This window comes from Rhizobium mongolense subsp. loessense, assembly GCF_900099775.1.
Taxonomy (GTDB): domain Bacteria; phylum Pseudomonadota; class Alphaproteobacteria; order Rhizobiales; family Rhizobiaceae; genus Rhizobium; species Rhizobium loessense.
The window spans coordinates 129,870-151,417 of the sequence record NZ_FMTM01000002.1 but is presented as its reverse complement, the minus strand read 5'-3'; the positions used below and the strand labels follow the sequence as shown (position 1 = coordinate 151,417).

Genomic DNA, 21,548 nt, shown 5'->3' with positions numbered 1-21,548 from the left:
GGCCGTCAAAGGCGCAAGGCGCATGCGTTGTTATGGGGCGTTCAGTCTCGAAAGCTCAACCGACGATGAGTTCCGTCCACTTCTGGTTCAGCCAATCGGACTTGGTCTGATAAAGATCGTAGCGCGGCGTAATCGGCTCGATGTCGGAGGCGACGGCTGCAAACTCCTTGTCGGTCAGGTCAAGCAACTCGCGCTTGATCGTTGGCGCGGTGCCTACCTTGCGCGACATCAGTGCCTGGATGGCCGGCTGGCACATGTAGTCGATGAAAATATGTGCCTCTTCCGTCTTCTTGGAGGCACGCGACAACGCCCAGCAGCCGGAATCCTGGATGCCGCCTTCCTTGGGGAACGTCGAGCGGACTGGGAAACCATCGGCGGCCGCAAGGCCGGTGACGTCGTGATAATACTGTCCCATCGGGATCTCACCGGACTTCAGCGCCTGCTCGAACTGTGCCTCGTCGCGATACCACAGGCGGACATTTGGCTTCACCTCGGCAAGCTTTTCGAACGCCTTCAAAAGACCCTCTTCCGTATCGAGTGCGTTCGTGCCGCCGAAATGTGTCTTGGCCGTCACTTCCAGCAGGAACGAGTTGGAAACAAGGGCAAGCAAGCCGAGTTTGTCGGCATTTGCCGGGTCCCAAAGGGCATTCCAGGAGGTCGGCGCTTCTTTAAAGACGTCGGTATTGGTGACGAGCGTGATGTACCACGCAACGGCCCCGACGCCGGCAACACGGCCATCCGGATATTTGTTGACGAAGCGGTCGATGAGGCCGGAGGCGTTCTTGAGCTTTGCTGTGTCGATCGGCGTCCACAGCTCGGTCGCCTGGCCCTTGAGCATTGCGACCTGCGACATCATCGAAAGGTCGGCAGGCGCCTGGCCGGCCTTGGCAGCCTGCTCCAGCTGCACGAGCCAGGCCTCGCCTGTCGGTTCGGCAACCGATTCGACCGCAATGCCGGTCGCCTTGGTGAATTCCGGGAAGACGTTCTTGTCGAACGAATCCTTGAAGTAGCCGCCATAGACGCCGACTTTCAGCGACTTGTCCTGCGCCCGCAAAATGGAGGGCATGGCGAGAATGCTGGTGGCGGCCAGGCCGGTTGCCAGCAGGTTTCGGCGGCTGACCGCCTTGTCGAGAATGGTTTTCATGGCTTTGTTCCCTCTTTTGTTTGGTCTGTCATGTTGCAGTTTCCGGTCGTTGCCGATTTTTAGCCGCCTTGCTGCCGATGGACGGGCTGAAGACCATCAGGCTCAGGATTTCGAACAAGACCTGGGCGCCGGCATGGGCGGTATTCGTCGTCGCGTCATATTGCGGGGCCACCTCGACAACATCTCCGCCGACAAGATTGATCCCTTTCAGGCCGCGGATCAATTGCAGAACTTCCCGTGTCGTCAGGCCGCCGACTTCCGGCGTGCCGGTGCCGGGCGCAAAGCTCGGGTCGAGGCTGTCGACGTCGAAGGAGAGATAGGTCGGCGCGTCGCCGACGATTTCCTTCGCTCTCTCGATGATCGCGGACATGCCCATGCCGCCCACCTCCTCGGCGTGGATCACGGTCATTCCGGATTCGTAGGAAAACTCCCAGAGATATTCTGCCGAACCGCGGATGCCGATCTGCACCGTGCGTGTCGGATCGAGCACGCCGTCGAGAACGGCATTGCGGAATGGACCGCCGTGGTGGAATTTTGTCTGGTCGAAGGCGCCGCCGGTATCACAATGCGCATCGATGTGGATCATGCCGACCGGCTGCTTCTTGCCGACTGCCTTGAGGATCGGGTGAGTTATCGAGTGATCGCCGCCGACGCAAAGCGGTGCGACGCCTGCATCGACCATCTGGCCGATGCGTTTTTCGATGTCCTCATGGCTAAGCTCCAGTCGGTAACGGCTCTGGAAGGGGATGTCGCCGATATCGGCTGCGCGCAAATCAAACAGCGGCGCCGTGCCCAGCACATGGTTATAAGGACCAATGCGCTCGATTGCGCGCAGTGCCCGCGGTCCGAAGCGCGATCCCGGACGGTTGGTGACGCCGAGATCCATCGGAACGCCGGTGATTGCAACCTGCAGATTGCCGAAATCCGGCTCGTCGGCGGCAACCTGCATATAGGGTGCGCTGAGAAATGTCGGAACCCCGGCATAGGGCGCAAGGCGCGTGCCGCTTTTTGAAAAGATCTTGTCGGCTACCTTGCGAAAGTCGGGATCGAATATTTCGCCGCCATGGCTGTCGGCAAATTTTGCGCGCAGTTCTTCGAGCTTCGTCTGATTCCAGACCATTCCGGTTCACCTCTTGTCTTAACGGCGGGGAAGCGGAACCTTGCTGCGGCCTCACGTCATTCCCCTCGTCGTTCTTGCTTTTTCTGCATTACCCAACAAAAAGGTTGGAAATGCAACTCACATTGTTATAGCAGTAAGCGTGAGATTTATTCACATGCAGATTGCCATGTTCAACCGACTGCCGCCTCTGAATTCTCTGCGTGCTTTCGAGGCGGCTGCCCGCCGGGGCTCGGTCTCGGCGGCTGCGCGCGAGCTCAATGTTACCCATGGTGCCGTCAGCCATCAGATCAAGGCGCTGGAGGCGGTCTTCGGCACGCCGCTCTTTGAGCGCAATGGTAAACGGCTGAAGCTTACGCCGCAGGCTGCCCTGCTGTTGCCGGCTCTGACACATGCATTCGAGAACATTGCGGCGGCAACGGCCCTGGTGACCCGTCCGTCGACAAGCGGGAGCCTTAGAATTTCATGCGTTCCGGCCTTGCTGTCCTTCTGGCTGATCCCGCGCATGCACCAGTTCAGCGAACAGTTTCCCGATATCAGCCTGACGCTCGTCGCCTCCAATGATCCTGAGCTGCTTTACTCGCCGGATATCGATGTCTGTATTCTCTATGGTGACGGGACCTGGCTGGACTGCTGGGCGCGTCTTTGGAGCAACCTGCAGCTTTTTCCGGTCGTCAGTCCAACCTTAATGAACAGCCGGGCAGTGCGTTCGGTGCGCGATCTGCGCGACCATGTTCTGCTTCACGGCGACGATGGACGCGAATGGAACACGTGGCTGGCGGCAGCGGACGCGCTGGACATGGCGCGGGGCAGGCAGCACTTCATGAGCGATGCGCGCCTTTCGACGGAGGCGGCCTTGAGCGGGCAGGGGGTCGCACTTGGCGATACGATTACGGCCGGTAGCCTGATTGCTCAAGGCGAACTCGTCGTGCCCTTCGATCTCTCCGTTCCTGCCAATGATGCCTTTTATGTCGCCTGCCGAAACGAAGTGCGTTCCGCGCCGATCGTCAAGGTCTTTGTCGACTGGTTTTTCTCGGCGCTCGAAAGCGACCGCGGAGCAGAACCGCAGGCGTCCGCCCGGCGTGCGATCCGCGGGCGCGGACGCGTTGACGCCTTGGCGGGGGCGGCTGAAAGCTTCACGCCTGTCTCCCGCGCGCGCGCTGCGGCACAACGGCCCGTCAAGCGCCGTTTGAAATCCTGATCGATCTTTCAAGGAAAGCCCTGGAATGCCGCTTGCTCATCCAAATCCGCTGGTCGTCCGTCTGTCGCCGCCGCCCATCCCCTCCGTACTTGCCTGGGCAAGTGACTATGATGGTGCCAAAGGGCCGCTGATTGATCTGTCCCAAGCTGTACCCGGCTATCCGGCCCATCCCGAGATGCTACGGCTCCTCGGCGAGGCGGCCGCCTCTCCGGCCATGACCGGCTACGGGGCGATCGAGGGGGAGGAGGTGCTCAGAAAGGCTTATGCGACACATGTGTCGGCGGTCTATGGCGCAAGCGTTTCTGCCGCCAACATCCATATTACCTCGGGCTGCAACCAGGCCTTCATGTGCACCACCATCGCGCTTGCCAAGTCGGGCGAGACGATGGCGCTCACCAATCCCTTCTATTTCAACCACGAAACCACGCTTTCGATGCTAGGGATCGGACGTGTTCTCGTAGATTGCGATGCCGAAAAAGGCTTTCTGCCCAGCCTGGTCTCGGCAGAAAAGGCCCTGTTGTCGGGAGCGCGTGGCCTTGCGGTCGTTTCGCCGAACAATCCGACCGGTGCTGTTTACCCGCCGGCGCTGCTTCGCGAACTCTTTCAGCTCTGCCAAAAACATGGAGCGTGGCTGATCCTGGACGAAACCTATCGGGACTTTCTGCCGACCGATGCCGGAGCACCGCACGACCTGCTCTCCATCGAGGGCTGGGAAGAGACGCTAGTCCTCCTCTACAGTTTCTCCAAATCCTTCTGTATTCCGGGACATCGATTGGGGGCGATCACAGCAGGTCCGCGCATCCTCGGCGAGATCACGAAGATCATGGACAACATGCAGATCTGCGCCCCGCGGGCGGCTCAGGTCGCCGTAGCGGCAGCGCTTCCAATTCTGGCGGACTGGCGCGTGGCAAATCGACTGGAAATCTCCCGCCGCGCCGATGCGCTGAAAGCGGTCATGGCAGCAACGGACGGCTGGTCGATCGCCGCCGTCGGCGCCTACTTTGCCTTCATCCGGCATCCTTACGGCAACACACCTTCCGCCGAGGTGGCGGAAAAGCTGGCGAAGGAAGCCGGGGTGATCTGTATCCCCGGAAGCTATTTTGGCGAGGGACAGGAGGACTATCTCCGGCTTGCCTTCGCCAATGCCGAAGTTGGCGTGATCTCGCAGTTGCACGAGCGTCTGCGATAGGCGGCTTGCGCGCAATTTTGTGATAGTCTCGCCCCGACGATCCGATGGAGTAGGGGAGAGGGCACCGATGAGGCGCTCCATAGGGAAGGCAGCCGAAAGACTTGCGCCGATCGCAGGTGCGCTCATTGCCACTTTTTTTGGCAGCCACCCTGGACATTCCCAGCCCGAATGGCGTGCCGCGCCGCCGGCATGCCTTTATTCTCTAGAGGCTTCGGCAGGCGGGCCGGCCCTTTGCGTCAGAAAGGAGAGCTTCAGCGCCGACATTTGCATGGCCATCGATCATCTTGCGCGCGCTAACCGACTTCCTCCTGACTATTTTGCACGGCTCATCTGGCGGGAAAGCCGTTTTCGCCCCGATGCGCTCAGTCCGAAAGGCGCTCAAGGGATTGCGCAATTCATGCCGGACACTGCCAAATTGCGCGGCCTAGAAAACAGCTATGATGCGCTCAGCGCGCTGCAGGCATCGGCGTCCTATCTGAATGAATTGCGTAACCGTTTCGGCAATTTGGGGCTTGCAGCGGCAGCCTATAATGCCGGCGAAAACAGCCTTTCGTCATTCCTCGAACATGGCGCGTTGCCTTTCGAAACACGAAGCTATGTCACGGCGATCACCGCACACAGCATTGAAGAATGGAAGAGCAGCCCGCCCGACAAAGCAGCGCCGGAACTCGATAAGGACAAGACGTTCCTGGAGGCTTGTACTGCTCTTGCCGAAAGCCGCCGTTTAAAGAATACGCCTTGGCAGCCCGAAGGCGAGTGGGCGCCCTGGGGCGCGCAGCTGGCCGCGCACTTCGATCCTGCGGAAGCGCGTAGTCTTTTTCTGGAAGACGTTTACAAGTTGCCGGCGCCTCTAAACGCCGAAAAACCACTAATTCTACGCCAGCGAGACCGCAGCTTCGGTTACCGGCCGCGCTATGTGGCTCGCGTTGCGCGCCAAACGAGGACGGAGGCAAATCAGGTCTGCACCGAGGTGCGCAAGCGCGGCGGCGTCTGCCTGGTATTCAAGAATGAATAAGGGCTTTTTCTATTTTGCCGGAAAGTTCGGGCCCGCCGCCCGATCGGGATGAGCCGCAGCAAAGGCAGGCAGCCTTTCGCATTTTTCTGCGATGGCTGCCGCGCGCGGGTAGGCGGAAAGATCGACGTTCCAGCGCCGGGCATTGTAGATCTGCGGCACGAGGCAAAGGTCAGCCATCGTAGGCTGATCTGCATGGCAGAACTCACCGGCCTCCGGCGCCCTCAACATACGCTCGAAAGCGTCAAGGCCCTCGCGGATGAATTTGCCCATCCATGCCAGCCGGGCAGCGTGCGGATCGTCCGATTGCTGCATGACGTGGGAAACGACGCTCAGATTGCAGATAGGATGAATGTCCATTGCGATGGCATAAGAAAGGGCCCTGACGCGCTGGCGACCCAAAGCATCCGAGGGCAGCAGGCCTGCATTCGGCCGCGTTTCCGAAAGATACTCGATGATGGCGAGCGACTGGGTCAGCATCTCGCCGTCGATGGCAAGCACGGGCACCAGACCCTGGGGATTTCGCGCGAGATGAGCCGCCTGCTTGTGTTGGCTTGCCAGGAGATCGACGGGAACCGACCGATAAGGGATTGCCAGCATGTTGAGTGCGATCCGGACGCGATAGCTTGCCGAAGAGCGCCAGTAGTCGAAAAGAACGGTTTCGCTGGCCATGTCTGCGCTCACTGCCTTTCGTATCTCGCAACGACCTGCTCGATGGCTCCGAAGATCGAGCGCCCATGGACATCCTTCATCTCGATGCGGACGGTATCGCCGAACCGCATGAAGGGCGTTGCGGCCGCGCCGGTCCCGATCGTTTCGATCATGCGGATCTCGGCGATGCAGGAATAGCCGGCGCCTCCTTCCGAGATCGGCTTGCCCGGCCCGTCGTCCAGCTTGTTGGAGACCGTCCCGGAGCCGATGATGGTGCCGGCGCCGAGCGGTCGCGTCTTGGCAGCGTGGGCAATGAGCTGACCGAAATCGAATGTCATGTCGATACCGGCATTAGCGCGCCCGAAGGGCTGGCCATTGAGGTCGACGAGGAGCGGCAGATGCAGTTTGCCGCCATCCCAGGCATCACCAAGCTCGTCTATCGTCACCGCAATCGGCGAGAATGCAGAGGAGGGTTTTGACTGGAAGAATCCAAAGCCTTTTGCAAGCTCGGCCGGGATCAATCCGCGCAGGGAAACATCGTTGACGAGCATGACGAGCCGGATGGCGCTACGCGCTTCGTCGATCGTGGAGCCCATTGGCACGTCATCGACGATGACAGCGATCTCCGCCTCCATGTCGATACCATAGGATTCGTCCGCCATCAAAATGGCGTCGCGCGGGCCAAGAAAGCTGTCGGAGCCACCTTGATACATCAAAGGCTCGGTCCAGAAGGTTTCTGGCATCTCCGCGTTGCGCGCCTTGCGAACCAGCTCGACGTGGTTGACGTAAGCTGAACCATCCGCCCATTGATAAGCGCGCGGCAGCGGTGATGCGGCATCGTGCTCGTGAAATCGCATGGCTGGCTGCGCGCCGGTTTCCAGACCCTCCGCAACCGCCGCTAGGCGTGGCGCAGCGTGTGCCCAGTCGTCGAGCGCGGCCTGAAGCGTGCGGGCGATATGGCTCACATCGGAGCATCGGCTGAGGTCTTTGGAAACGACGACCAGGCGGCCATCACGGGTGGTATCCTTGAGCGTTGCAAGCTTCATGCGTTTGATTTCCGTTTTTTGAATAGCCGGTAAACGGCTTCACTTGATGCCGGGCGTTCCGTCGAATTTGCGCTCCAGACCGTCCCAGCATTCGAGATAGTTATCCTGCAGCGTCTCAAGCTCGGCTGCGTATCGTGTCAGTTGCTGCGGATAGCGGGTCTCGAACATGAAGGCCATCGTGTGGTCGAGCTTCACCGGTTGCAGATCGACGCTGGATGCCTTTTCGAAGCCCGTGGAGTCTGGCCCATGCGGCAGCATCATATTGTGCAGGCTCATCCCGCCCGGCACGAAACCCTCCGCCTTGGCATCGTATTGACCATGGATGAGCCCCATGAACTCGCTCATAATGTTACGGTGGTACCAGGGCGGACGAAATGTATGTTCTGCCACCAGCCATCGTGGTGGAAAGATGACGAAATCGACATTGGCCGTTCCCTCTTCGCCCGAAGGCGCCGTCAGCACGGTGAAGATCGATGGATCCGGATGATCGAAGAGGATTGCGCCGACGGGCGCGAAAGTGCGCAGATCATACTTGAACGGCGCATAGTTGCCGTGCCAGGCCACCACGTCGAGTGGCGAATGGCCGATTCCTGTCGCATAAAACTTGCCGCACCATTTGACGTGGAGACGGCACGGGATCTCCTTGTCTTCGTAGGCGGCCGCCGGCGTCTTGAAGTCGCGCGGGTTGGCGAGGCAATTGGCACCGATCGGTCCGCGATCCGGCAGCGTGAACTTGGCGCCATAGTTCTCGCAAATATAGCCACGCCACTCGGGACCCTCGCCGAGGCGCGCTACCTTGAAGATCATTCCACGAGGAATAAGGCAGATCTCCAAAGGCTCGACGTCGATGATGCCCATTTCGGTGAACACACAAATGGCGCCAAGCTGCGGCACGACCAGCAATTCTCCATCGGCATTGAAGAAGTAGTCATCAACCATGTCGGCATTGAAGACATAGGCATGCGTCGCCATGCCGGTCTGGGTCATGACATCGCCGGCCGCTGTCATCGTGCGGATGCCGGCGAGGAAGTTGAGTTCGTCGGCCGGCGCCGGGATCGGGTTCCAGCGCAGCTGGCCGAGCGGCAGCGAATGATCATCGAGACAGGGCGCTGATTTCCAGAAGGGATAACTGGCGTTGGAAAAGCGGCCTGTGTGGCGCACACTCGGGCGAATGCGGTAGAGCCAGGAGCGTTCGTTGGTGCCGCGCGGCGCGGTAAAAGGCGAGCCTGACAATTGCTCGGCATAAAGCCCGTAATTGCATTTCTGCGGACTGTTCTGGCCCTGGGGCAGCGCACCGGGCAGGGACTCCGTCTCGAAATCATTGCCGAAGCCCGGCATGTATTTCGGATTGTTGACGACGGCATCGGCAGCCGTGCTCCTCGTCTTGTCCAGCATCGCTTGCACCTCCTCTGCAGATATAGTTACAAACGTAACTGTCGATTTTGTAACTATCAAGGAAGCCATGGACACCGGTGATTTCGATCTCGAGCAGTTCCTGCCGTTTCGCCTCAATCGCGCCGCGGAATTCATCGCCCTGCGCTTTGCCGCCGCCTACAAGGCCAAATATGGCCTGACGCGGCCGGAGTGGCGCACGCTGGCAGCACTTGGGAGTTCAGGGCGTATGACGGCAAAGGAGGTCGGCGTTCATTCGACGATGCACAAGACCAAGGTCAGCCGGGCGGTTTTTTCACTTGAGAGACGCCGCTGGCTGAAGCGGACGCAGCACCAGGACGACCGCCGCGTCGAATATCTTGAGCTGACGGCTGCCGGAAGCACTGCCTATCGCGAACTGACGATGCTCGCCCTTCATTATTCGGCGGAAGTAGCGTCCCTTCTTGGCGAAGAGGGCCTGAAGGCGCTTTCCTCCGGTTTGACTGCTGTGGAGGCTGCCATGGTGAAACGGCGCCGTTAGCTCGGATAGGCGCTAGCGTGGAGGGCCGCAGGTCCAGATCCTGCGGGCGAATTGCCGTTGTCTTGCAAGGCCGCATGAAACTGGCCCGCGCCTCCACTGGGCATCCGCACGACGACGAGTTTTGCGGCTCTCAGCGATGATAGGCGGAATCAGACATCCGCAAATGACGCATCTTCTCGGAGTTACCCCGAGCTCCGCGGTAGGTTTCAGGAGGCCTCCATGACATTCGAGCACGTCGACGCGCGGCATCGTGCAGACCGTAGGGCGATCTCAAACCTTGGGAGCAGACAGGTAACCCAGAAGCCTCCATCGCTGAATCTCCTTCGGCAGGCGGCGGAGGCTTCGTTTCTCGAAACGGATCACGCTTCATGTACTGTTGTGGCGGACAGAGGAAGCACCCCGAATGGGGGCGCCAAGCGAGTCGAAGGCGGGAGGCTTCAGGCGGAGAGCGCGGTGCTGCAGCCTTCGGCGATCTTGCTGTCGGCTGAGGTTTGTCCTGGCATGGTCGCCCATCCGCCGGCTTCGATGAACTGGCGCTTCTTATAGCTGTCTGGAAGAGCCTTAAATTCAATGAGTTTTGCGGCGGCATCCGTCGCACTGTTGAACCGGTCAACGCATATGGCCGATGCAAGTTCTCCACGTGCTGTTTCGCCCGCAGTCGTCGCCGCTTTGAGGGAAGTGCTGCCCGTCACCCAGCCACCCCAGTTAAATCCGACGATAATCGTGGCGACTGCGGTGACGACACAAGCCCATACGAGGATCGTCTTCGATGGCTGATAGCTGTCGAAACGTTGGGAAATCGATGTTTTGCTGCTGCTCTGTATTGCCATTGGAATTCTCCTTGCCAATGTTGTTTGGTTCACCGCTGCGGCCGTCCTGGCCGAGTGGCTCAGGCACTGCCCTCAGTATCCCATGCTGTTCATGCCGGCGCTTCCGGCCTGCAGTGCAGGTTCTCTTTCGGGAATATCGGCAATCACCGCTTCGGCGGTGATCAGAAGTGCTGCGATTGAGCCGGCGTCTTGCAAAGCGGTCCGCACCACCTTGGCAGGATCGACAATGCCAGCCTTGATCATATCGACGTAGGTCTCCGTCTGTGCGTCGAACCCCTGGTTGTGATCCGTGCTGTCGGCGAGTTTGCCGACAACGATCGAGCCCTCGACACCGGCATTGTCGGCGATCTGCCGGATCGGGGCTTCCAGCGCCCTCAGTACGACCGAAATCCCCGCTGTCACGTCGGCGTTTTCTGCAGTTAGCCCCAAAAGGACCGACTTGGCGCGCAACAGGGCCACGCCTCCGCCCGGCACGATACCCTCCTCGACCGCCGCACGGGTGGCGTTCAGCGCATCGTCAATGCGGTCCTTCTTTTCCTTGACTTCAATTTCGGTCGAGCCGCCGACGCGGATCACCGCAACGCCGCCGGCGAGTTTTGCAAGGCGCTCCTGCAGCTTTTCTTTGTCGTAGTCGGAGGCGGTTTCCTCGATCTGCGCCTTAATCTGGCTGATGCGTCGAGCAATCTCAGATTTTGTACCGGCGCCGTCTATGATCGTGGTCGTATCCTTTTCGATCAGTGCCCGCTTGGTGCGCCCGAGCATATCCAGCGTGACATTTTCCAGCTTGATGCCGAGATCCTCGGAGATCATCTGGCCCGCCGTCAGAATGGCGATGTCCTCCAGCATGGCCTTGCGGCGATCGCCGAAGCCCGGCGCCTTGACGGCAGCGACCTTCAATCCGCCCCGCAACTTATTGACGACCAACGTGGCCAGAGCTTCGCCTTCGACATCCTCGGAAATAATAAGCAGCGACTTGCCGCTCTGCACCACGGCTTCGAGGATGGGCAGCATTGCCTGCAGATTGCCGAGCTTCTTCTCATAGACAAGGATATATGGGTCCTCCAGCTCCACGCGCATTTTTTCGGCATTGGTTACGAAGTAAGGCGAGAGATAGCCCCGGTCGAACTGCATGCCCTCGACGACATTGAGTTCCGTATCGGCCGTCCTGGCCTCCTCGACTGTGATCACACCTTCGTTGCCAACCTTTTCCATCGCATCAGCGATCATTTTGCCCACCGTCGCATCGCCATTGGCGGCGATCGTGCCGACCTGGGCGATCTCGCTCGATGAGCTGACCTTCGTGGCGCGCGCTTTGATTTCCGCGAGTACGGCCGCAACGCCAAGATCGATGCCGCGCCTCAAATCCATGGGGTTCATCCCGGCCGCAACAAGTTTGGCGCCTTCGCGAAAGATGGACGCTGCAAGCACCGTCGCGGTTGTGGTGCCGTCACCCGCAAGATCGTTGGTCTTGGATGCAACCTCGCGCACCATCTGCGCGCCCATGTTCTCGAACTTGTCCGCAAGTTCGATTTCCTTGGCGACCGCGACGCCGTCCTTGGTGATGCGTGGCGCGCCATAGGACTTGTCGATGACGACGTTGCGGCCTTTGGGGCCCAACGTTACCTTGACGGCATTGTTGAGCACCTCGACCCCGCGAAGAAGACGATCGCGTGCGTCGGTGGAGAAGATGATTTTTTTGGCAGACATTGTCTGTGGTCCAGTTCGGTCTTGAGAGCCGGGGTCGGAATTCGGCGGATCAGGCGGCCGTGTCGGCGGTCGCCTCGGTCTTTTCGACGATGTCCATGATGTCGCACTCCTTCATGATCAGGAGATATTCGCCATCGATCCCGATCTTGGTTCCCGTCCGCTTTCCCAATAGGATCGGGTCGCCGGTCTCCATGTCGAGCGGCATCAGCGGCCCATTTTCGTCGCGCAAGCCCGGCCCAACGGCGATCATTTCGCCTTCCTGCGGCGTTTCCTTGGGCGTGTCGGGAATGATGAACCCGCCCTTGGATTTTAGATCACCTTTCGCGCGCCGTATGACGACGCGGTCGTGGAGGGGACGGAATGTCATGAGGGATCTTTCTGCGGTCGGCGCATAGGGCGGCCGCATCTATTACATAACATCTCTGGCACTCGATTGGTAGGATTGCCAAGAATTATTATATGCGAGCGGATAATCCAAATTATCATCCGCTAGAAAATTACAAAAAGCTCTAGAATAATCCGCTGAATTTGGTTCGACGCTCATAAAGATTCATTTAGACAATGAACTCTTATACGTCAGAACAGACGACGAGATTCTTATAGATTGATAAGACTATTTTCCGGATGAATATAAAGGCCGGCCGGCAAGCAGACGGTTGATGCTCGCCGGCGCAGACCAGGGACGAAGCCGTGGCGGCGCCCCCGTCGCAACCAAAACCTAGAGATCTTGCCGAAAGACCGACGGACCAGCTTTCCGGCGGGGAACGCAAGCATGTCTGGATTGCCATGGCGGCGGCGCTTCGAGACCGTGGCGAGCGGCTGAGCGTAATCAGAACCGCAGTGGTTTGTCTGCCGCCGACAATAATCTTGTGAAAAATCCGATACTAGGGCACAATTTATGAATGCACCTGAAGTGCGGAGCTATTTCAAATCCGGCCGTCTCGCGCCGAGTGACAGCTCGCGTGGGAGGGTCGCGTCGATGGCTCAGGGGTTCTTTCTTCTGTTCGCTACGGTGTCCGTGATCACGGCCCTGACCGTGGTCCTGGCGCGCAATCCGGTTCACTGCGCATTGGCGCTGATGGCATGTTTCCTGCAGATTTCGGCAATCTTCGTCCTGCTCGAAGCGCCGTTGCTCGCGGTCATCCAGATCTTCGTATATGTCGGCGCGATCATGGTCCTGTTCCTATTCGTGATCATGATGATCGATGTGCGTGAGGCAATGTCGCAGCGGTTCTTGCCAGGGGGCAACCTGCCGGCACTGGTGATGCTCGTTCTGCTTGGGATCGAGATGTCGGCATTGGTGCTCTGGAGCGATCGCTTTTCGGTCACCGTCCCTGTGGGCGGTGGCGATGAGATCAGGCAGCTCAGCACGACGCTTTTCGCCGGCTATCTTCTGCCGTTTGAGGTCGCCTCCGTCATTCTGTTGGTGGCTCTGGTCGGCGCCATCGTGCTGGCGCGGAAGGAGCGGGGGTGATGGTTCCGCTGTCGTGGTATATCCTGCTCGGGGTGGTTCTGTTCGTAATCGGAGCGGCGGGCGTGCTGCTCAGGCGCAATATTCTGGTCGTGCTGATGTCGCTGGAGTTGCTGCTAAACTCGGTCAACATCAATTTCATCGCATTCGGACGCATCTACGACGACTTCCGCGGGCAGATCTTCGCCATCTTCGTCATAGCAATCACTGCGGCGGAGGTTGCCGTTGCTCTTGGCATCCTGGTCGCTCTTGTGAGGAACAAATCCACTCTCAAGGTCGACGACGTGACCATGATGAAAGGATAGCGGCTTGGACCCGGTGATATCGATCAGGCCGCTGCTTGCCGTCGCCGTCCCGGGCCTGACCGCCGTGGCAGTTCTTCTTTTGAACAACCGTGAGAAAATCCGCGATCTCGTCTCGCCGTTGGCCGCGATCGTCCTGTTTGCGATTGTCGCCTCTATGGCGCCCACGGTGTTGGCGGGCGGAACCGTCGATTTGCGCCTGTTCGAGATCCTGCCGGGGGCCGACTTCGCTTTCCGGGCGGATGCGCTCGGCATGGTGTTCGCTACCGTCTCGTCACTCCTATGGATCGTCGCTGCGGTCTATTCCGTCGGCTACATGCGGCACTTGAACGAGCATGCGCAGACCCGATTCTTTGCCTGTTTCGCCACCAGCCTCGCGGCGGCCGTTGGAGGGGCCTTTGCCGCAAATCTCTTCACGCTGGTGATCTTCTACGAGGTGCTCAGCCTCGTTACCTATCCGCTCGTCTACCACCACGAGGACGAAGAGGGATGGGCGGGAAGCCGCAAATACCTCGTCTATCTGATGGGCGCGTCGAAAAGTGTACTGCTTGCCGCGCTGGCCCTGACCTATTCCATCGCGGGGTCGCTCGACTTTGTGGCGGGGGGGCTCTTGGAGGGTGTCGATGCCTCGGCGCCGCTGCTGACGGTCGTCTATTTCTGCTATCTTTTCGGCTTCGCCAAGGCTGCGGTGATGCCCATGCACGCCTGGCTGCCGGCCGCTATGGTGGCGCCAACGCCTGTCAGCGCGCTCTTGCATGCAGTGGCTGTCGTCAAGATGGGTGTGTTTTGTGTGCTGCGGGTGGTGTTCCATGTCTTCGGCGTCGGGCTGGTCGGAGAGCTGGGCCTCGGCATCGCCACGGCCTATCTGGTTTCATTCACGATCCTGATGGCGTCGGTCTACGCCCTGACACGGGACGACCTGAAGGCGAGGCTCGCCTATTCGACGGTTTCCCAGCTCTCCTACATCGTCTTGGGCGCGGTCCTGTTGTCGCCGGTCGCAATGGTCGGCGGGATCATCCACATTGCGGCGCACGCCTTTTCCAAGATCACGCTGTTTTTTTGCGCCGGGTCGATCTACTGCGCGTCGGGAAAACGCAACATCAGCGACATGGCCGGCATCGGCCGCCGGCTGCCATGGACGATGGGGGCATTCTTCGTCGCCTCGCTCAGCATGATCGGGGTGCCGCCGACTGCGGGATTCGTCAGCAAATGGTATTTGACGCTGGGGTCGGTGGAGGCGGGACAGATCGCATTCCTGGTCGTACTCCTGGTGAGTTCGATCCTGAACGCCGCCTATTTCCTGCCGGTCAGCTATGTCGCCTTTTTCGGGACCGAACCGCAGGAGAGCCGGACGACGGTCCGGGAAATTCCGATGATCACGATCCCGCTTGTCGCGACCGCCATTCTATCGGTGCTGATGGGCATCTTCCCCGATTATTTTCTTACCCTGGCGGACGGAGTGGTCAGATGATCAAGCGCTTGGTCGACTTCTTTGGTGACGAAGAATGGGCAAGGCAGCGCCGCCGACTGTTCTATCTGGCACTCGTTCTGATCGTCGCCTCCGACTTTCTGGTTTCTCGCGAACACGCCGAATATCTTTGGGAGCGCCTGCCTGGCTGGTCCGCCGTCTACGGTTTCGGCTCCTGCGTTCTGCTCATCTTCGTTTCCAAGTTTCTCGGTCATCGGATCGGGCTGATGCGGCGCGAGGACTATTATGACTGACTTCATCCATCCGGCTCTGCTCTTCATTCTCGGTGCTCTGCCGATACCGTTCCTCAGGGGATCGATCGGAAAGGCCTATCTGCTGCTGATCCCGACGCTGGCGATCCTTGCCGTGTTCACGATGGAGCCGGGCAGTTATGGCGAGGCGAGGTTTATCGGGCAGGAAATCCTGATTGCGAAGGTCGACAGGCTGAGTATCGTCTTCGCCACCGTTTTCACCGTCATGGCGCTGATCGGCACGGTCTACGCGTTGCACCTGACACGCACCGGCCAGCATGTGGCCGCATTCATCTACGTCGGCAGCGCACTCGGCGTGGTGTTCGCCGGTGACTACCTGACGCTCTATCTGTTCTGGGAAGGCATGGCATTTTCCTCTGCCTGTCTGGTCTTTGCCCAGGGAGGCGACAATGCGATCCGGGCAGGGTTCCGGTATCTCATGGTCCATATCAGCGGTGGGGTCTGCCTGCTCGGCGGCGTGGTTCTTCACGGGCTCGCCACAGGTTCATCTCTTTTCGGCCCGATCGAGGGAGAAATGGGCGTGGCCGTCTACCTGATCCTTGCCGGGTTCATCCTCAACGCCGCAGTGCCGCCGCTCAACGCCTGGCTCACCGACGCCTATCCGGAAGCGACCGTCACAGGCGCGGTGTTCATGAGCGCCTTTACCACCAAGACCGCCGTCTACGTGTTGGCGCGGGCGTTTCCGGGAACCGAGCTTCTCGTCTGGCTCGGCACCGCGATGGCGCTCTACGGCGTTATCTACGCGGTGTTGGAGAACGACTGCCGGCGGCTCCTTGCCTATCACATCGTCAGCCAGGTGGGGTACATGGTGGCGGGCGTCGGCATTGGAACCGAGATGGCGGTGAACGGAGCCACCAGCCATGCCTTCGCCCATATTCTCTACAAGGCGCTTTTGTTCATGGGTGCGGGGGCGGTGATTCATGTCACTGGGCGGCGTAAGCTCACCGAACTCGGCGGGCTCTACAAGACCATGCCGCTGACCTTGACGCTCTACATGATCGGCGCCTTAGCCATCTCGGCATTTCCGTTCTTCTCGGGTTTCGTCACCAAGTCGATGGTGGTGGCAGCGGCCGGGCAGGATCATCGCGCGCTGGTCGTGCTCGCGCTGACGATGGCATCGTCTGGGACGTTCCTGCACACCGGACTCAAGCTCCCGTACTACATGTTCTTCGGTAGGGACCAAGGGCTGAGGGCCAGGGACCCGCCCGGCAACATGCTGGTTGCGATGGGTATGGCGGCGGTGCTGTGCATTGCGATCGGGGTGTTCCCGCGGCCGCTTTATGCATTGCTACCCTATCCGGTCGACTTCGAACCATATACGGGTCTCCATATTACGGAGAGCCTTGGCGTGCTGATGTTCACGGCATTGGGTTTTGTCATTTTCCTGCGAGCGCTCGATCCCGAAAATACGATCAGCCTGGACACCGACTGGTTCTACCGCAAGGGTGCGCGGTACTTCATGTGGCTCGCCGAAAGGCCGCTGGCGCGCTACGAGAAGGCGGTGAGCGAGGTGTCTGAGACAACGGCACTACCTTTCCTGCACGGGTCGGCACGAGAAGGATTGCGGATCGACCTTAACGGTGTGGACGCCGTCGTGAACGGCGTCGCTCGTTCGATCCTGCGCGCAGGCGCGGCGTTGCGGCGGCTCCAGACCGGTGTCGTGACCCACTATGTGCTGGCGATGATCGCCGGTCTGATCGCCGCCGCCGTCGTTTTCGCCGTGGCATGGCGGTAGGGGGTGCGATGGGATTGCCGCTCCTCAGTCTCATTGTATTCACGCCTGCCGCCGGGGCAGTGGTTCTCATGTTTCTCCGCAGCGCTGATGCGGTGCGCTGGACAGCGGTGGGTATCACCGTCCTCGACCTGGCTCTCTGCATTGCAATGCTGGTCAGCTTCGACCAGACGACCCACGAGATGCAGTTCACTGAGATACACCCGTGGGTGCCTATGCTCGGGATCACCTACGCGCTCGGTATCGATGGGATCAGCGCGCTCTTCGTGTTCTTGACCGCACTGCTGGGGTGGATCTGCGTGCTCGCCTCGTGGGTCGCGATTGCCAGCAAGGTGAAGGAGTTCATGGTGAGCCTGCTCGTCATGCAGGCGCTGATGCTGGGGGTATTCTGCGCCCTCGACCTGTTTCTGTTTTATGTCTGCTGGGAGGCGATGCTGATCCCGATGTACCTGATCATCGGGGTGTGGGGCGGGGATGGCCGGGTCTATGCCGCGTTCAAGTTCTTCCTCTACACGCTGGCGGGCAGCCTCCTGTTCCTGATCGGTGTCATCGTGCTCTATTTCCACGGCGGCAGGACCTTCGACATTCTCGCGCTCACAGGTCAGGATTTACCGTTCTGGATCCAATCCTGGCTTTTCTTCTCCTTCCTGATCGCCTTCGCCGTAAAGGTGCCGATGGTCCCGGTTCATACCTGGCTGCCGGACGCTCATGTGCAGGCGCCTACGGCTGGCAGCATCATCCTGGCCGGAGTGCTCCTGAAGATGGGTGCCTACGGGTTCTTGCGGTTCTCTTTGCCGATGCTGCCGGAGGCGTCGATATATTATTCGACGCTGATGCTGGGGCTTTCGGCACTTGCCATCGTCTATGGCGGATTGCTTGCTCTGGCGCAGGACGACCTGAAGAAGCTGGTGGCCTATTCCAGCATCAGTCATATGGGTTTCGTAACGCTGGGGATTTTTGCGCTGAACCTCCGCGGGCTCGAGGGTGGCGTCCTGCAAATGTTCAATCACGGCGTAACGACGGGCGCTTTGTTCCTCTTCGTTGGCCTGATCTACGAGCGGACGCATACGCGCAGTATCTCCGACTATGGCGGGCTGATGAAGGTGGCGCCGGTCTATACCGTGTTTCTGGCGCTGTTCACCTTGTCGTCGATGGCCCTGCCGGGAACGAATTCGTTCGTCGGCGAGTTGCTGGTGCTGTCGGGCGGATTTGCGGCCAACCTGGCCGCCGGCGCGGCCGCGGTCGTGGGCGCCTTGTTGAGCGCGGCCTATCTTCTTGGCATGTATAGGAGAGTAGCACTTGGTCCGGCCAGCATCGGCGCCCGCTTCAAGATACGCGACGTGAACGCCCGCGAGATGGCTGCCATCCTGCCGCTGGCCGTCTTCGTGCTTTGGGTCGGGCTCTATCCGAAACCCTTTCTCAACATCATCGACGTCTCGGTGAAGCATCTGCTGGCGCAGGTGCACACCAAGGGGAGCGGCCAATGACCGCCGCCCAGCTTTTCCAGTCGGCTCTAGCGAGCCTGCCCGAGATCGTGGTGATCACCGGGGCCTGCATCCTGCTGATCCTTGGCCAGCTCGTGCGGAAGGGCCAGGAACATTTCTTTGTCTGGGCTTCCGTCGCCGTCGTGCTGATTGCCGCCCTGGGGACATTCATGCTGGCGAGCGAGGTGCGGCCGGCCTACACGGGCATGTTCGTCGCCGACAGCTTTGCGGTCTTTTTCAAGTTCGTGTTCTACTTAGCCACTGTTTTGACATTCTTCCTGTCGCGAAAATATGCCGACATCGAGGGGATCGTGAGCAGTGAATACTATGTTCTGCTGCTCTTCGCCCTTTCGGGAATGATGATCATGGCCTCGGCGACCGATCTCTTGTCGCTTTATGTGGGCCTCGAACTGATGGTGCTCTGCACCTATGTACTGACCGGCTTCTTGCGGCGAGAGCCGCGTTCGAACGAAGCGGCACTGAAATATGTGATCCTTAGCGCGGTCTCGACCGCGATCTTCCTCTATGGCGTTTCGCTGGTTTACGGGCTCACCGGCACGACGCAACTGGACGGCATGACGGCTACGGTGACCGGCGGCCCGCTCGATCCCGGATTGCTGCTGGCGGTGGTCTTCATCGTCGCGGGGTTGGTCTTCAAGGTCGGCGCAGTGCCGTTCCATATGTGGGTGCCGGACGTCTACGAGGGTGCGCCGACGACGATCACGGCGTTCATGTCTGTGGGGCCGAAGGCTGCGGGGTTCGCGGTGATCCTGCGGGTGTTCCTCAATCCGCTGGTTGCAGCCTCGGACGCCTGGCTCGTTGTCGCAGTGATTGCGGTGCTGACGATGGCACTCGGCAGCTTCGTGGCACTGGTGCAGGACAATTTCAAGCGCCTCCTGGCCTATTCCAGCATCGCCCATGCCGGGTTCGCCATTTTCGGCGTAGTGGCCGGCAGTGCGGACGGGATCGCGAGCGTGATGCTCTACCTGCTGATCTATTCTTTGATGAACCTCGGCATTTTCGGCATCGTCATCATGATGCGGAACGGCGATTTCTCGGGCGAGATTATCGAAGACTACTCGGGCTTTGCCAGGTCGCATCCCGGGCTGGCGCTTCTGATGCTGCTCTATCTGTTCTCGCTGGCCGGCATCCCGCCAACGGCCGGGTTCTTCGCCAAGTTCTACGTGCTGGTCGCGTTGGTCGAGCGGGGTTTCGTCATGCTGGCGGTCATCGCAGTACTGCTGAGCGCCGTTGCCGCCTACTTCTATATCCGCATCGTCATGGTGATCTACATGCGCGAACCACAAAGGGCGTTTGAGCCGGCTCTGACGCCCCTGGTTCGCGCGACGCTCGCCTTCACTGCCGTCGGCACTCTCGGAATCGGCCTGTTTCCGGAACGGTTCCTGAGGCTTGCTCAAGATGCGGTGTTTGGAGGCTGATCTATTGGATTTGCAATGATTCCCCCGAGGGAATACACTGACAATTAAAGAAAGGAGCGCCCAAGTCACTAACTGGGGCGACCGCATTGCCGGTCCGAATGGGGCCGGTCGCGGCCTGAGCAAGGCCCTCGGTGGGTGACCGGGGAAATGCGACATGTCTGCAATGGAGTTCCTGCCGGTTCTCTTCATGACTGCCGGAATTGTTCTGGTGGCGATGACGACGCTTTTCGTTTCCTCGCTGCTGCGCCCCTCCAATTCCTATCCCGCAAAGAACATGCCCTACGAATGCGGCATGGACCCGTCGGGCGAGGCCGCCGGGGGCCGCTTCAGAGTGCCGTTCTTTATCCTTGCGATCCTGCTCGTGGTCTTCGATGTCGAGGCAATGTTCCTCTTTCCCTGGGCCGTCGTTCTGAAAGAGATCGGGTTCATTGGTTATGTTGAGATGTTCGTCTTCATGTTGCTGCTTCTCGTGGGCTTCGCCTACGCTTGGCTGAAGGGAGCGTTGGAATGGGAGGAATAAATAACGCGATCCGTGATAGCGTACTGTTCACCACGGCCGACAGCATCATCAGCTGGAGCCGGAGGTCAGCCCTGTGGCCCGAGACCTTCGGCATTGCCTGCTGTGCTATCGAGATGATCTCAGCCGGTTGCGCGCGCTATGATCTCGACCGGTTCGGCGTGGTGTTCCGCCCTTCGCCACGTCAGTCCGATGTCATGATCATCGCCGGCACCGTGACCCGGAAATTCGCCCCCGTGGTGCGTCGGCTATACGACCAGATGCCGGAGCCGCGCTGGGTGATTGCAATGGGCACCTGCGCCATTTCAGGCGGGGTTTACAACACCTACGCTGTGGTGCAGGGGTCGGAAACTTTCGTGCCTGTAGACGTCCATGTGCCCGGCTGTCCCCCGCGGCCCGAGGCGTTGATGCATGGCTTCCTCCTGCTTCAAGAGAAGATCAAGAGGACCCGCGCGCTGGCCGGCACGCCTCTGGATCGGGTTGCAGCGTCATGAGTGTTGGGCGACCTCTCGATCAGGGTCCGATCATGGAGCGTTTCGGGGGAGCAATCGAGGATCTCGGCTCCGTGCACGGCATTCACGTCTTTGCTGTTCCTCCCGAGACGATCGTCGAGTTCTGCCGGTTCCTGAAGGAACATCCTGCACTGCGATTCAACTTCCTCTCCGACATCTGCGGGGTCGATCACTATCCAGAAACGCCGCGATACGAAGCGGTATACCACCTTTACTCACTCCCCAATCGGTGGCGGATTCGCATCAAGTGCCGGCTTGGCGATCCGCCGCAGCTTTCCTCGGTTACGGGCGTCTGGCGCACCGCCAACTGGCATGAACGCGAAGCCTGGGACATGTACGGGATCAGGTTCGAGGGCCACCCCGACCTGCGCCGGATCTATATGTGGGAGGGATTCGAGGGTTTCCCGCAGCGAAAGGATTTTCCGCTGCGCGGATACAAGGATAAGTTGAACCCGTTTGGAGCCGAAGGCCCGCCGCCGACACAGCCGGACCTCGCCACCAGGGATATTCCGCAAGGAGGCCGTTCCGCACCGGAGAGTTGA

22 protein-coding genes and 1 pseudogene are annotated in these 21,548 nt (G+C 59.8%); 15 read left to right on the top strand and 8 right to left on the bottom strand.

The window, feature by feature from the left end:
* Positions 1 to 55: 55 nt before the first annotated feature.
* Both BLP23_RS08385 and speB read right to left on the bottom strand, forming a co-directional pair.
* Positions 56 to 1,144, bottom strand: coding sequence for an ABC transporter substrate-binding protein (locus BLP23_RS08385; protein ID WP_167363848.1), 1,089 nt, complete (start codon positions 1,142 to 1,144; stop codon positions 56 to 58).
* A gap of 28 nt (positions 1,145 to 1,172) precedes the next feature.
* The gene (gene speB, locus BLP23_RS08380) at positions 1,173 to 2,264 is read right to left on the bottom strand and encodes an agmatinase (protein WP_092584438.1); all 1,092 of its coding nucleotides are present in this window, start codon (positions 2,262 to 2,264) and stop codon (positions 1,173 to 1,175) included.
* 166 nt (positions 2,265 to 2,430) lie between these two features.
* Between speB and BLP23_RS08375 the strand changes: the two genes are divergently transcribed.
* The 3 genes from BLP23_RS08375 to BLP23_RS08365 all read left to right on the top strand — a co-directional run bounded on the left by BLP23_RS08375 (position 2,431) and on the right by BLP23_RS08365 (position 5,666).
* Positions 2,431 to 3,462: a LysR substrate-binding domain-containing protein gene (locus BLP23_RS08375; protein WP_092584937.1), complete on the top strand. Its 1,032-nt coding sequence runs from the start codon at positions 2,431 to 2,433 to the stop codon at positions 3,460 to 3,462.
* Between the two features lie 25 nt (positions 3,463 to 3,487).
* Positions 3,488 to 4,651 carry an aminotransferase gene (locus BLP23_RS08370; RefSeq protein ID WP_092584437.1) on the top strand — a complete coding sequence of 388 codons (1,164 nt, stop codon included), beginning with the start codon at positions 3,488 to 3,490 and terminating at the stop codon, positions 4,649 to 4,651.
* A gap of 67 nt (positions 4,652 to 4,718) precedes the next feature.
* On the top strand, positions 4,719 to 5,666 hold the full coding sequence (locus BLP23_RS08365) for a lytic transglycosylase domain-containing protein (protein ID WP_092584436.1): 948 nt from the start codon (positions 4,719 to 4,721) through the stop codon (positions 5,664 to 5,666).
* Positions 5,667 to 5,675: 9 nt separating this feature from the next.
* Here BLP23_RS08365 and maiA read toward each other — a convergent pair whose 3' ends face one another.
* The 3 genes from maiA to hmgA are packed head-to-tail and all read right to left on the bottom strand — an operon-like array spanning position 5,676 to position 8,755.
* Entirely contained in the window at positions 5,676 to 6,335 is a 660-nt protein-coding gene (gene maiA, locus BLP23_RS08360) for a maleylacetoacetate isomerase (RefSeq protein ID WP_092584435.1), read from the bottom strand.
* An 8-nt stretch (positions 6,336 to 6,343) separates the two neighbouring features.
* Positions 6,344 to 7,360, bottom strand: a complete 1,017-nt coding sequence (locus tag BLP23_RS08355) for a fumarylacetoacetate hydrolase family protein (protein ID WP_092584434.1) — start codon at positions 7,358 to 7,360, stop codon at positions 6,344 to 6,346.
* 39 nt (positions 7,361 to 7,399) lie between these two features.
* Positions 7,400 to 8,755: a homogentisate 1,2-dioxygenase gene (gene hmgA, locus BLP23_RS08350; protein WP_092584433.1), complete on the bottom strand. Its 1,356-nt coding sequence runs from the start codon at positions 8,753 to 8,755 to the stop codon at positions 7,400 to 7,402.
* A 67-nt stretch (positions 8,756 to 8,822) separates the two neighbouring features.
* Here hmgA and BLP23_RS08345 point away from each other — a divergent pair, with 67 nt between their 5' ends.
* Positions 8,823 to 9,272, top strand: coding sequence for a MarR family winged helix-turn-helix transcriptional regulator (locus BLP23_RS08345; RefSeq protein WP_092584432.1), 450 nt, complete (start codon positions 8,823 to 8,825; stop codon positions 9,270 to 9,272).
* A gap of 437 nt (positions 9,273 to 9,709) precedes the next feature.
* Here BLP23_RS08345 and BLP23_RS08340 read toward each other — a convergent pair whose 3' ends face one another.
* The 3 genes from BLP23_RS08340 to BLP23_RS08330 all read right to left on the bottom strand — a co-directional run bounded on the left by BLP23_RS08340 (position 9,710) and on the right by BLP23_RS08330 (position 12,176).
* Positions 9,710 to 10,102 (bottom strand): hypothetical protein, encoded by a 393-nt coding sequence (locus BLP23_RS08340; RefSeq protein WP_092584431.1) that lies wholly within the window; start codon positions 10,100 to 10,102, stop codon positions 9,710 to 9,712.
* Positions 10,103 to 10,174: 72 nt separating this feature from the next.
* A complete protein-coding gene (gene groL, locus BLP23_RS08335; protein ID WP_092584430.1) occupies positions 10,175 to 11,809 on the bottom strand; it encodes a chaperonin GroEL in 1,635 nt (544 codons plus the stop codon).
* A 49-nt stretch (positions 11,810 to 11,858) separates the two neighbouring features.
* On the bottom strand, positions 11,859 to 12,176 hold the full coding sequence (locus BLP23_RS08330) for a co-chaperone GroES (protein WP_092584429.1): 318 nt from the start codon (positions 12,174 to 12,176) through the stop codon (positions 11,859 to 11,861).
* Between the two features lie 314 nt (positions 12,177 to 12,490).
* Between BLP23_RS08330 and BLP23_RS35065 the strand changes: the two are divergent.
* The 11 genes and pseudogenes from BLP23_RS35065 to BLP23_RS08280 all read left to right on the top strand — a co-directional run.
* A pseudogene (locus BLP23_RS35065) lies at positions 12,491 to 12,607 on the top strand (ABC transporter ATP-binding protein); the annotation flags it as partial.
* A gap of 181 nt (positions 12,608 to 12,788) precedes the next feature.
* Positions 12,789 to 13,283 (top strand): NADH-quinone oxidoreductase subunit J, encoded by a 495-nt coding sequence (locus BLP23_RS08325; protein WP_022716706.1) that lies wholly within the window; start codon positions 12,789 to 12,791, stop codon positions 13,281 to 13,283.
* The gene (gene nuoK, locus BLP23_RS08320) at positions 13,283 to 13,585 is read left to right on the top strand and encodes an NADH-quinone oxidoreductase subunit NuoK (protein ID WP_074071540.1); all 303 of its coding nucleotides are present in this window, start codon (positions 13,283 to 13,285) and stop codon (positions 13,583 to 13,585) included. The genes BLP23_RS08325 and nuoK overlap by 1 nt, the downstream gene beginning before the upstream one ends.
* 4 nt (positions 13,586 to 13,589) lie before the next feature.
* Positions 13,590 to 15,053 (top strand): monovalent cation/H+ antiporter subunit D family protein, encoded by a 1,464-nt coding sequence (locus BLP23_RS08315; RefSeq protein ID WP_092584428.1) that lies wholly within the window; start codon positions 13,590 to 13,592, stop codon positions 15,051 to 15,053.
* Positions 15,050 to 15,304 carry a hypothetical protein gene (locus BLP23_RS08310; protein WP_092584427.1) on the top strand — a complete coding sequence of 85 codons (255 nt, stop codon included), beginning with the start codon at positions 15,050 to 15,052 and terminating at the stop codon, positions 15,302 to 15,304. The genes BLP23_RS08315 and BLP23_RS08310 overlap by 4 nt, the downstream gene beginning before the upstream one ends.
* Complete coding sequence (locus BLP23_RS08305; RefSeq protein ID WP_092584426.1) at positions 15,297 to 17,057, top strand: Na(+)/H(+) antiporter subunit D; 1,761 nt, start codon at positions 15,297 to 15,299, stop codon at positions 17,055 to 17,057. Before BLP23_RS08310 ends, BLP23_RS08305 begins: the two co-directional genes overlap by 8 nt.
* A gap of 8 nt (positions 17,058 to 17,065) precedes the next feature.
* Positions 17,066 to 18,541, top strand: a complete 1,476-nt coding sequence (locus tag BLP23_RS08300; protein WP_092584425.1) for an NADH-quinone oxidoreductase subunit M — start codon at positions 17,066 to 17,068, stop codon at positions 18,539 to 18,541.
* On the top strand, positions 18,538 to 19,977 hold the full coding sequence (locus tag BLP23_RS08295; RefSeq protein ID WP_092584424.1) for an NADH-quinone oxidoreductase subunit N: 1,440 nt from the start codon (positions 18,538 to 18,540) through the stop codon (positions 19,975 to 19,977). The genes BLP23_RS08300 and BLP23_RS08295 overlap by 4 nt, the downstream gene beginning before the upstream one ends.
* Positions 19,978 to 20,131: 154 nt before the next feature.
* Positions 20,132 to 20,497 carry an NADH-quinone oxidoreductase subunit A gene (locus BLP23_RS08290; RefSeq protein ID WP_092584423.1) on the top strand — a complete coding sequence of 122 codons (366 nt, stop codon included), beginning with the start codon at positions 20,132 to 20,134 and terminating at the stop codon, positions 20,495 to 20,497.
* Positions 20,485 to 20,988 (top strand): NuoB/complex I 20 kDa subunit family protein, encoded by a 504-nt coding sequence (locus BLP23_RS08285; protein WP_092584422.1) that lies wholly within the window; start codon positions 20,485 to 20,487, stop codon positions 20,986 to 20,988. Before BLP23_RS08290 ends, BLP23_RS08285 begins: the two co-directional genes overlap by 13 nt.
* Positions 20,985 to 21,548, top strand: coding sequence for an NADH-quinone oxidoreductase subunit C (locus BLP23_RS08280; RefSeq protein ID WP_092584421.1), 564 nt, complete (start codon positions 20,985 to 20,987; stop codon positions 21,546 to 21,548). The genes BLP23_RS08285 and BLP23_RS08280 overlap by 4 nt, the downstream gene beginning before the upstream one ends.

Bases quoted from the DNA above. Each gene is read 5' to 3' on its own strand.
- nuoK (WP_074071540.1), top strand. From the start codon at position 13,283: ATGGTTCCGCTGTCGTGGTATATCCTGCTCGGGGTGGTTCTGTTCGTA.
- BLP23_RS08345 (WP_092584432.1), top strand. From the start codon at position 8,823: ATGGACACCGGTGATTTCGATCTCGAGCAGTTCCTGCCGTTTCGCCTC.
- speB (WP_092584438.1), bottom strand. From the start codon at position 2,264: ATGGTCTGGAATCAGACGAAGCTCGAAGAACTGCGCGCAAAATTTGCC.
- BLP23_RS08375 (WP_092584937.1), top strand. From the start codon at position 2,431: ATGTTCAACCGACTGCCGCCTCTGAATTCTCTGCGTGCTTTCGAGGCG.
- BLP23_RS08330 (WP_092584429.1), bottom strand. From the start codon at position 12,176: ATGACATTCCGTCCCCTCCACGACCGCGTCGTCATACGGCGCGCGAAA.
- groL (WP_092584430.1), bottom strand. From the start codon at position 11,809: ATGTCTGCCAAAAAAATCATCTTCTCCACCGACGCACGCGATCGTCTT.
- BLP23_RS08305 (WP_092584426.1), top strand. From the start codon at position 15,297: ATGACTGACTTCATCCATCCGGCTCTGCTCTTCATTCTCGGTGCTCTG.
- BLP23_RS08280 (WP_092584421.1), top strand. From the start codon at position 20,985: ATGAGTGTTGGGCGACCTCTCGATCAGGGTCCGATCATGGAGCGTTTC.
- BLP23_RS08300 (WP_092584425.1), top strand. From the start codon at position 17,066: ATGGGATTGCCGCTCCTCAGTCTCATTGTATTCACGCCTGCCGCCGGG.
- BLP23_RS08295 (WP_092584424.1), top strand. From the start codon at position 18,538: ATGACCGCCGCCCAGCTTTTCCAGTCGGCTCTAGCGAGCCTGCCCGAG.
- BLP23_RS08355 (WP_092584434.1), bottom strand. From the start codon at position 7,360: ATGAAGCTTGCAACGCTCAAGGATACCACCCGTGATGGCCGCCTGGTC.
- BLP23_RS08385 (WP_167363848.1), bottom strand. From the start codon at position 1,144: ATGAAAACCATTCTCGACAAGGCGGTCAGCCGCCGAAACCTGCTGGCA.
- BLP23_RS08370 (WP_092584437.1), top strand. From the start codon at position 3,488: ATGCCGCTTGCTCATCCAAATCCGCTGGTCGTCCGTCTGTCGCCGCCG.
- maiA (WP_092584435.1), bottom strand. From the start codon at position 6,335: ATGGCCAGCGAAACCGTTCTTTTCGACTACTGGCGCTCTTCGGCAAGC.
- BLP23_RS08285 (WP_092584422.1), top strand. From the start codon at position 20,485: ATGGGAGGAATAAATAACGCGATCCGTGATAGCGTACTGTTCACCACG.
- BLP23_RS08290 (WP_092584423.1), top strand. From the start codon at position 20,132: ATGTCTGCAATGGAGTTCCTGCCGGTTCTCTTCATGACTGCCGGAATT.
- BLP23_RS08365 (WP_092584436.1), top strand. From the start codon at position 4,719: ATGAGGCGCTCCATAGGGAAGGCAGCCGAAAGACTTGCGCCGATCGCA.
- hmgA (WP_092584433.1), bottom strand. From the start codon at position 8,755: ATGCTGGACAAGACGAGGAGCACGGCTGCCGATGCCGTCGTCAACAAT.
- BLP23_RS08340 (WP_092584431.1), bottom strand. From the start codon at position 10,102: ATGGCAATACAGAGCAGCAGCAAAACATCGATTTCCCAACGTTTCGAC.
- BLP23_RS08325 (WP_022716706.1), top strand. From the start codon at position 12,789: ATGGCTCAGGGGTTCTTTCTTCTGTTCGCTACGGTGTCCGTGATCACG.
- BLP23_RS08310 (WP_092584427.1), top strand. From the start codon at position 15,050: ATGATCAAGCGCTTGGTCGACTTCTTTGGTGACGAAGAATGGGCAAGG.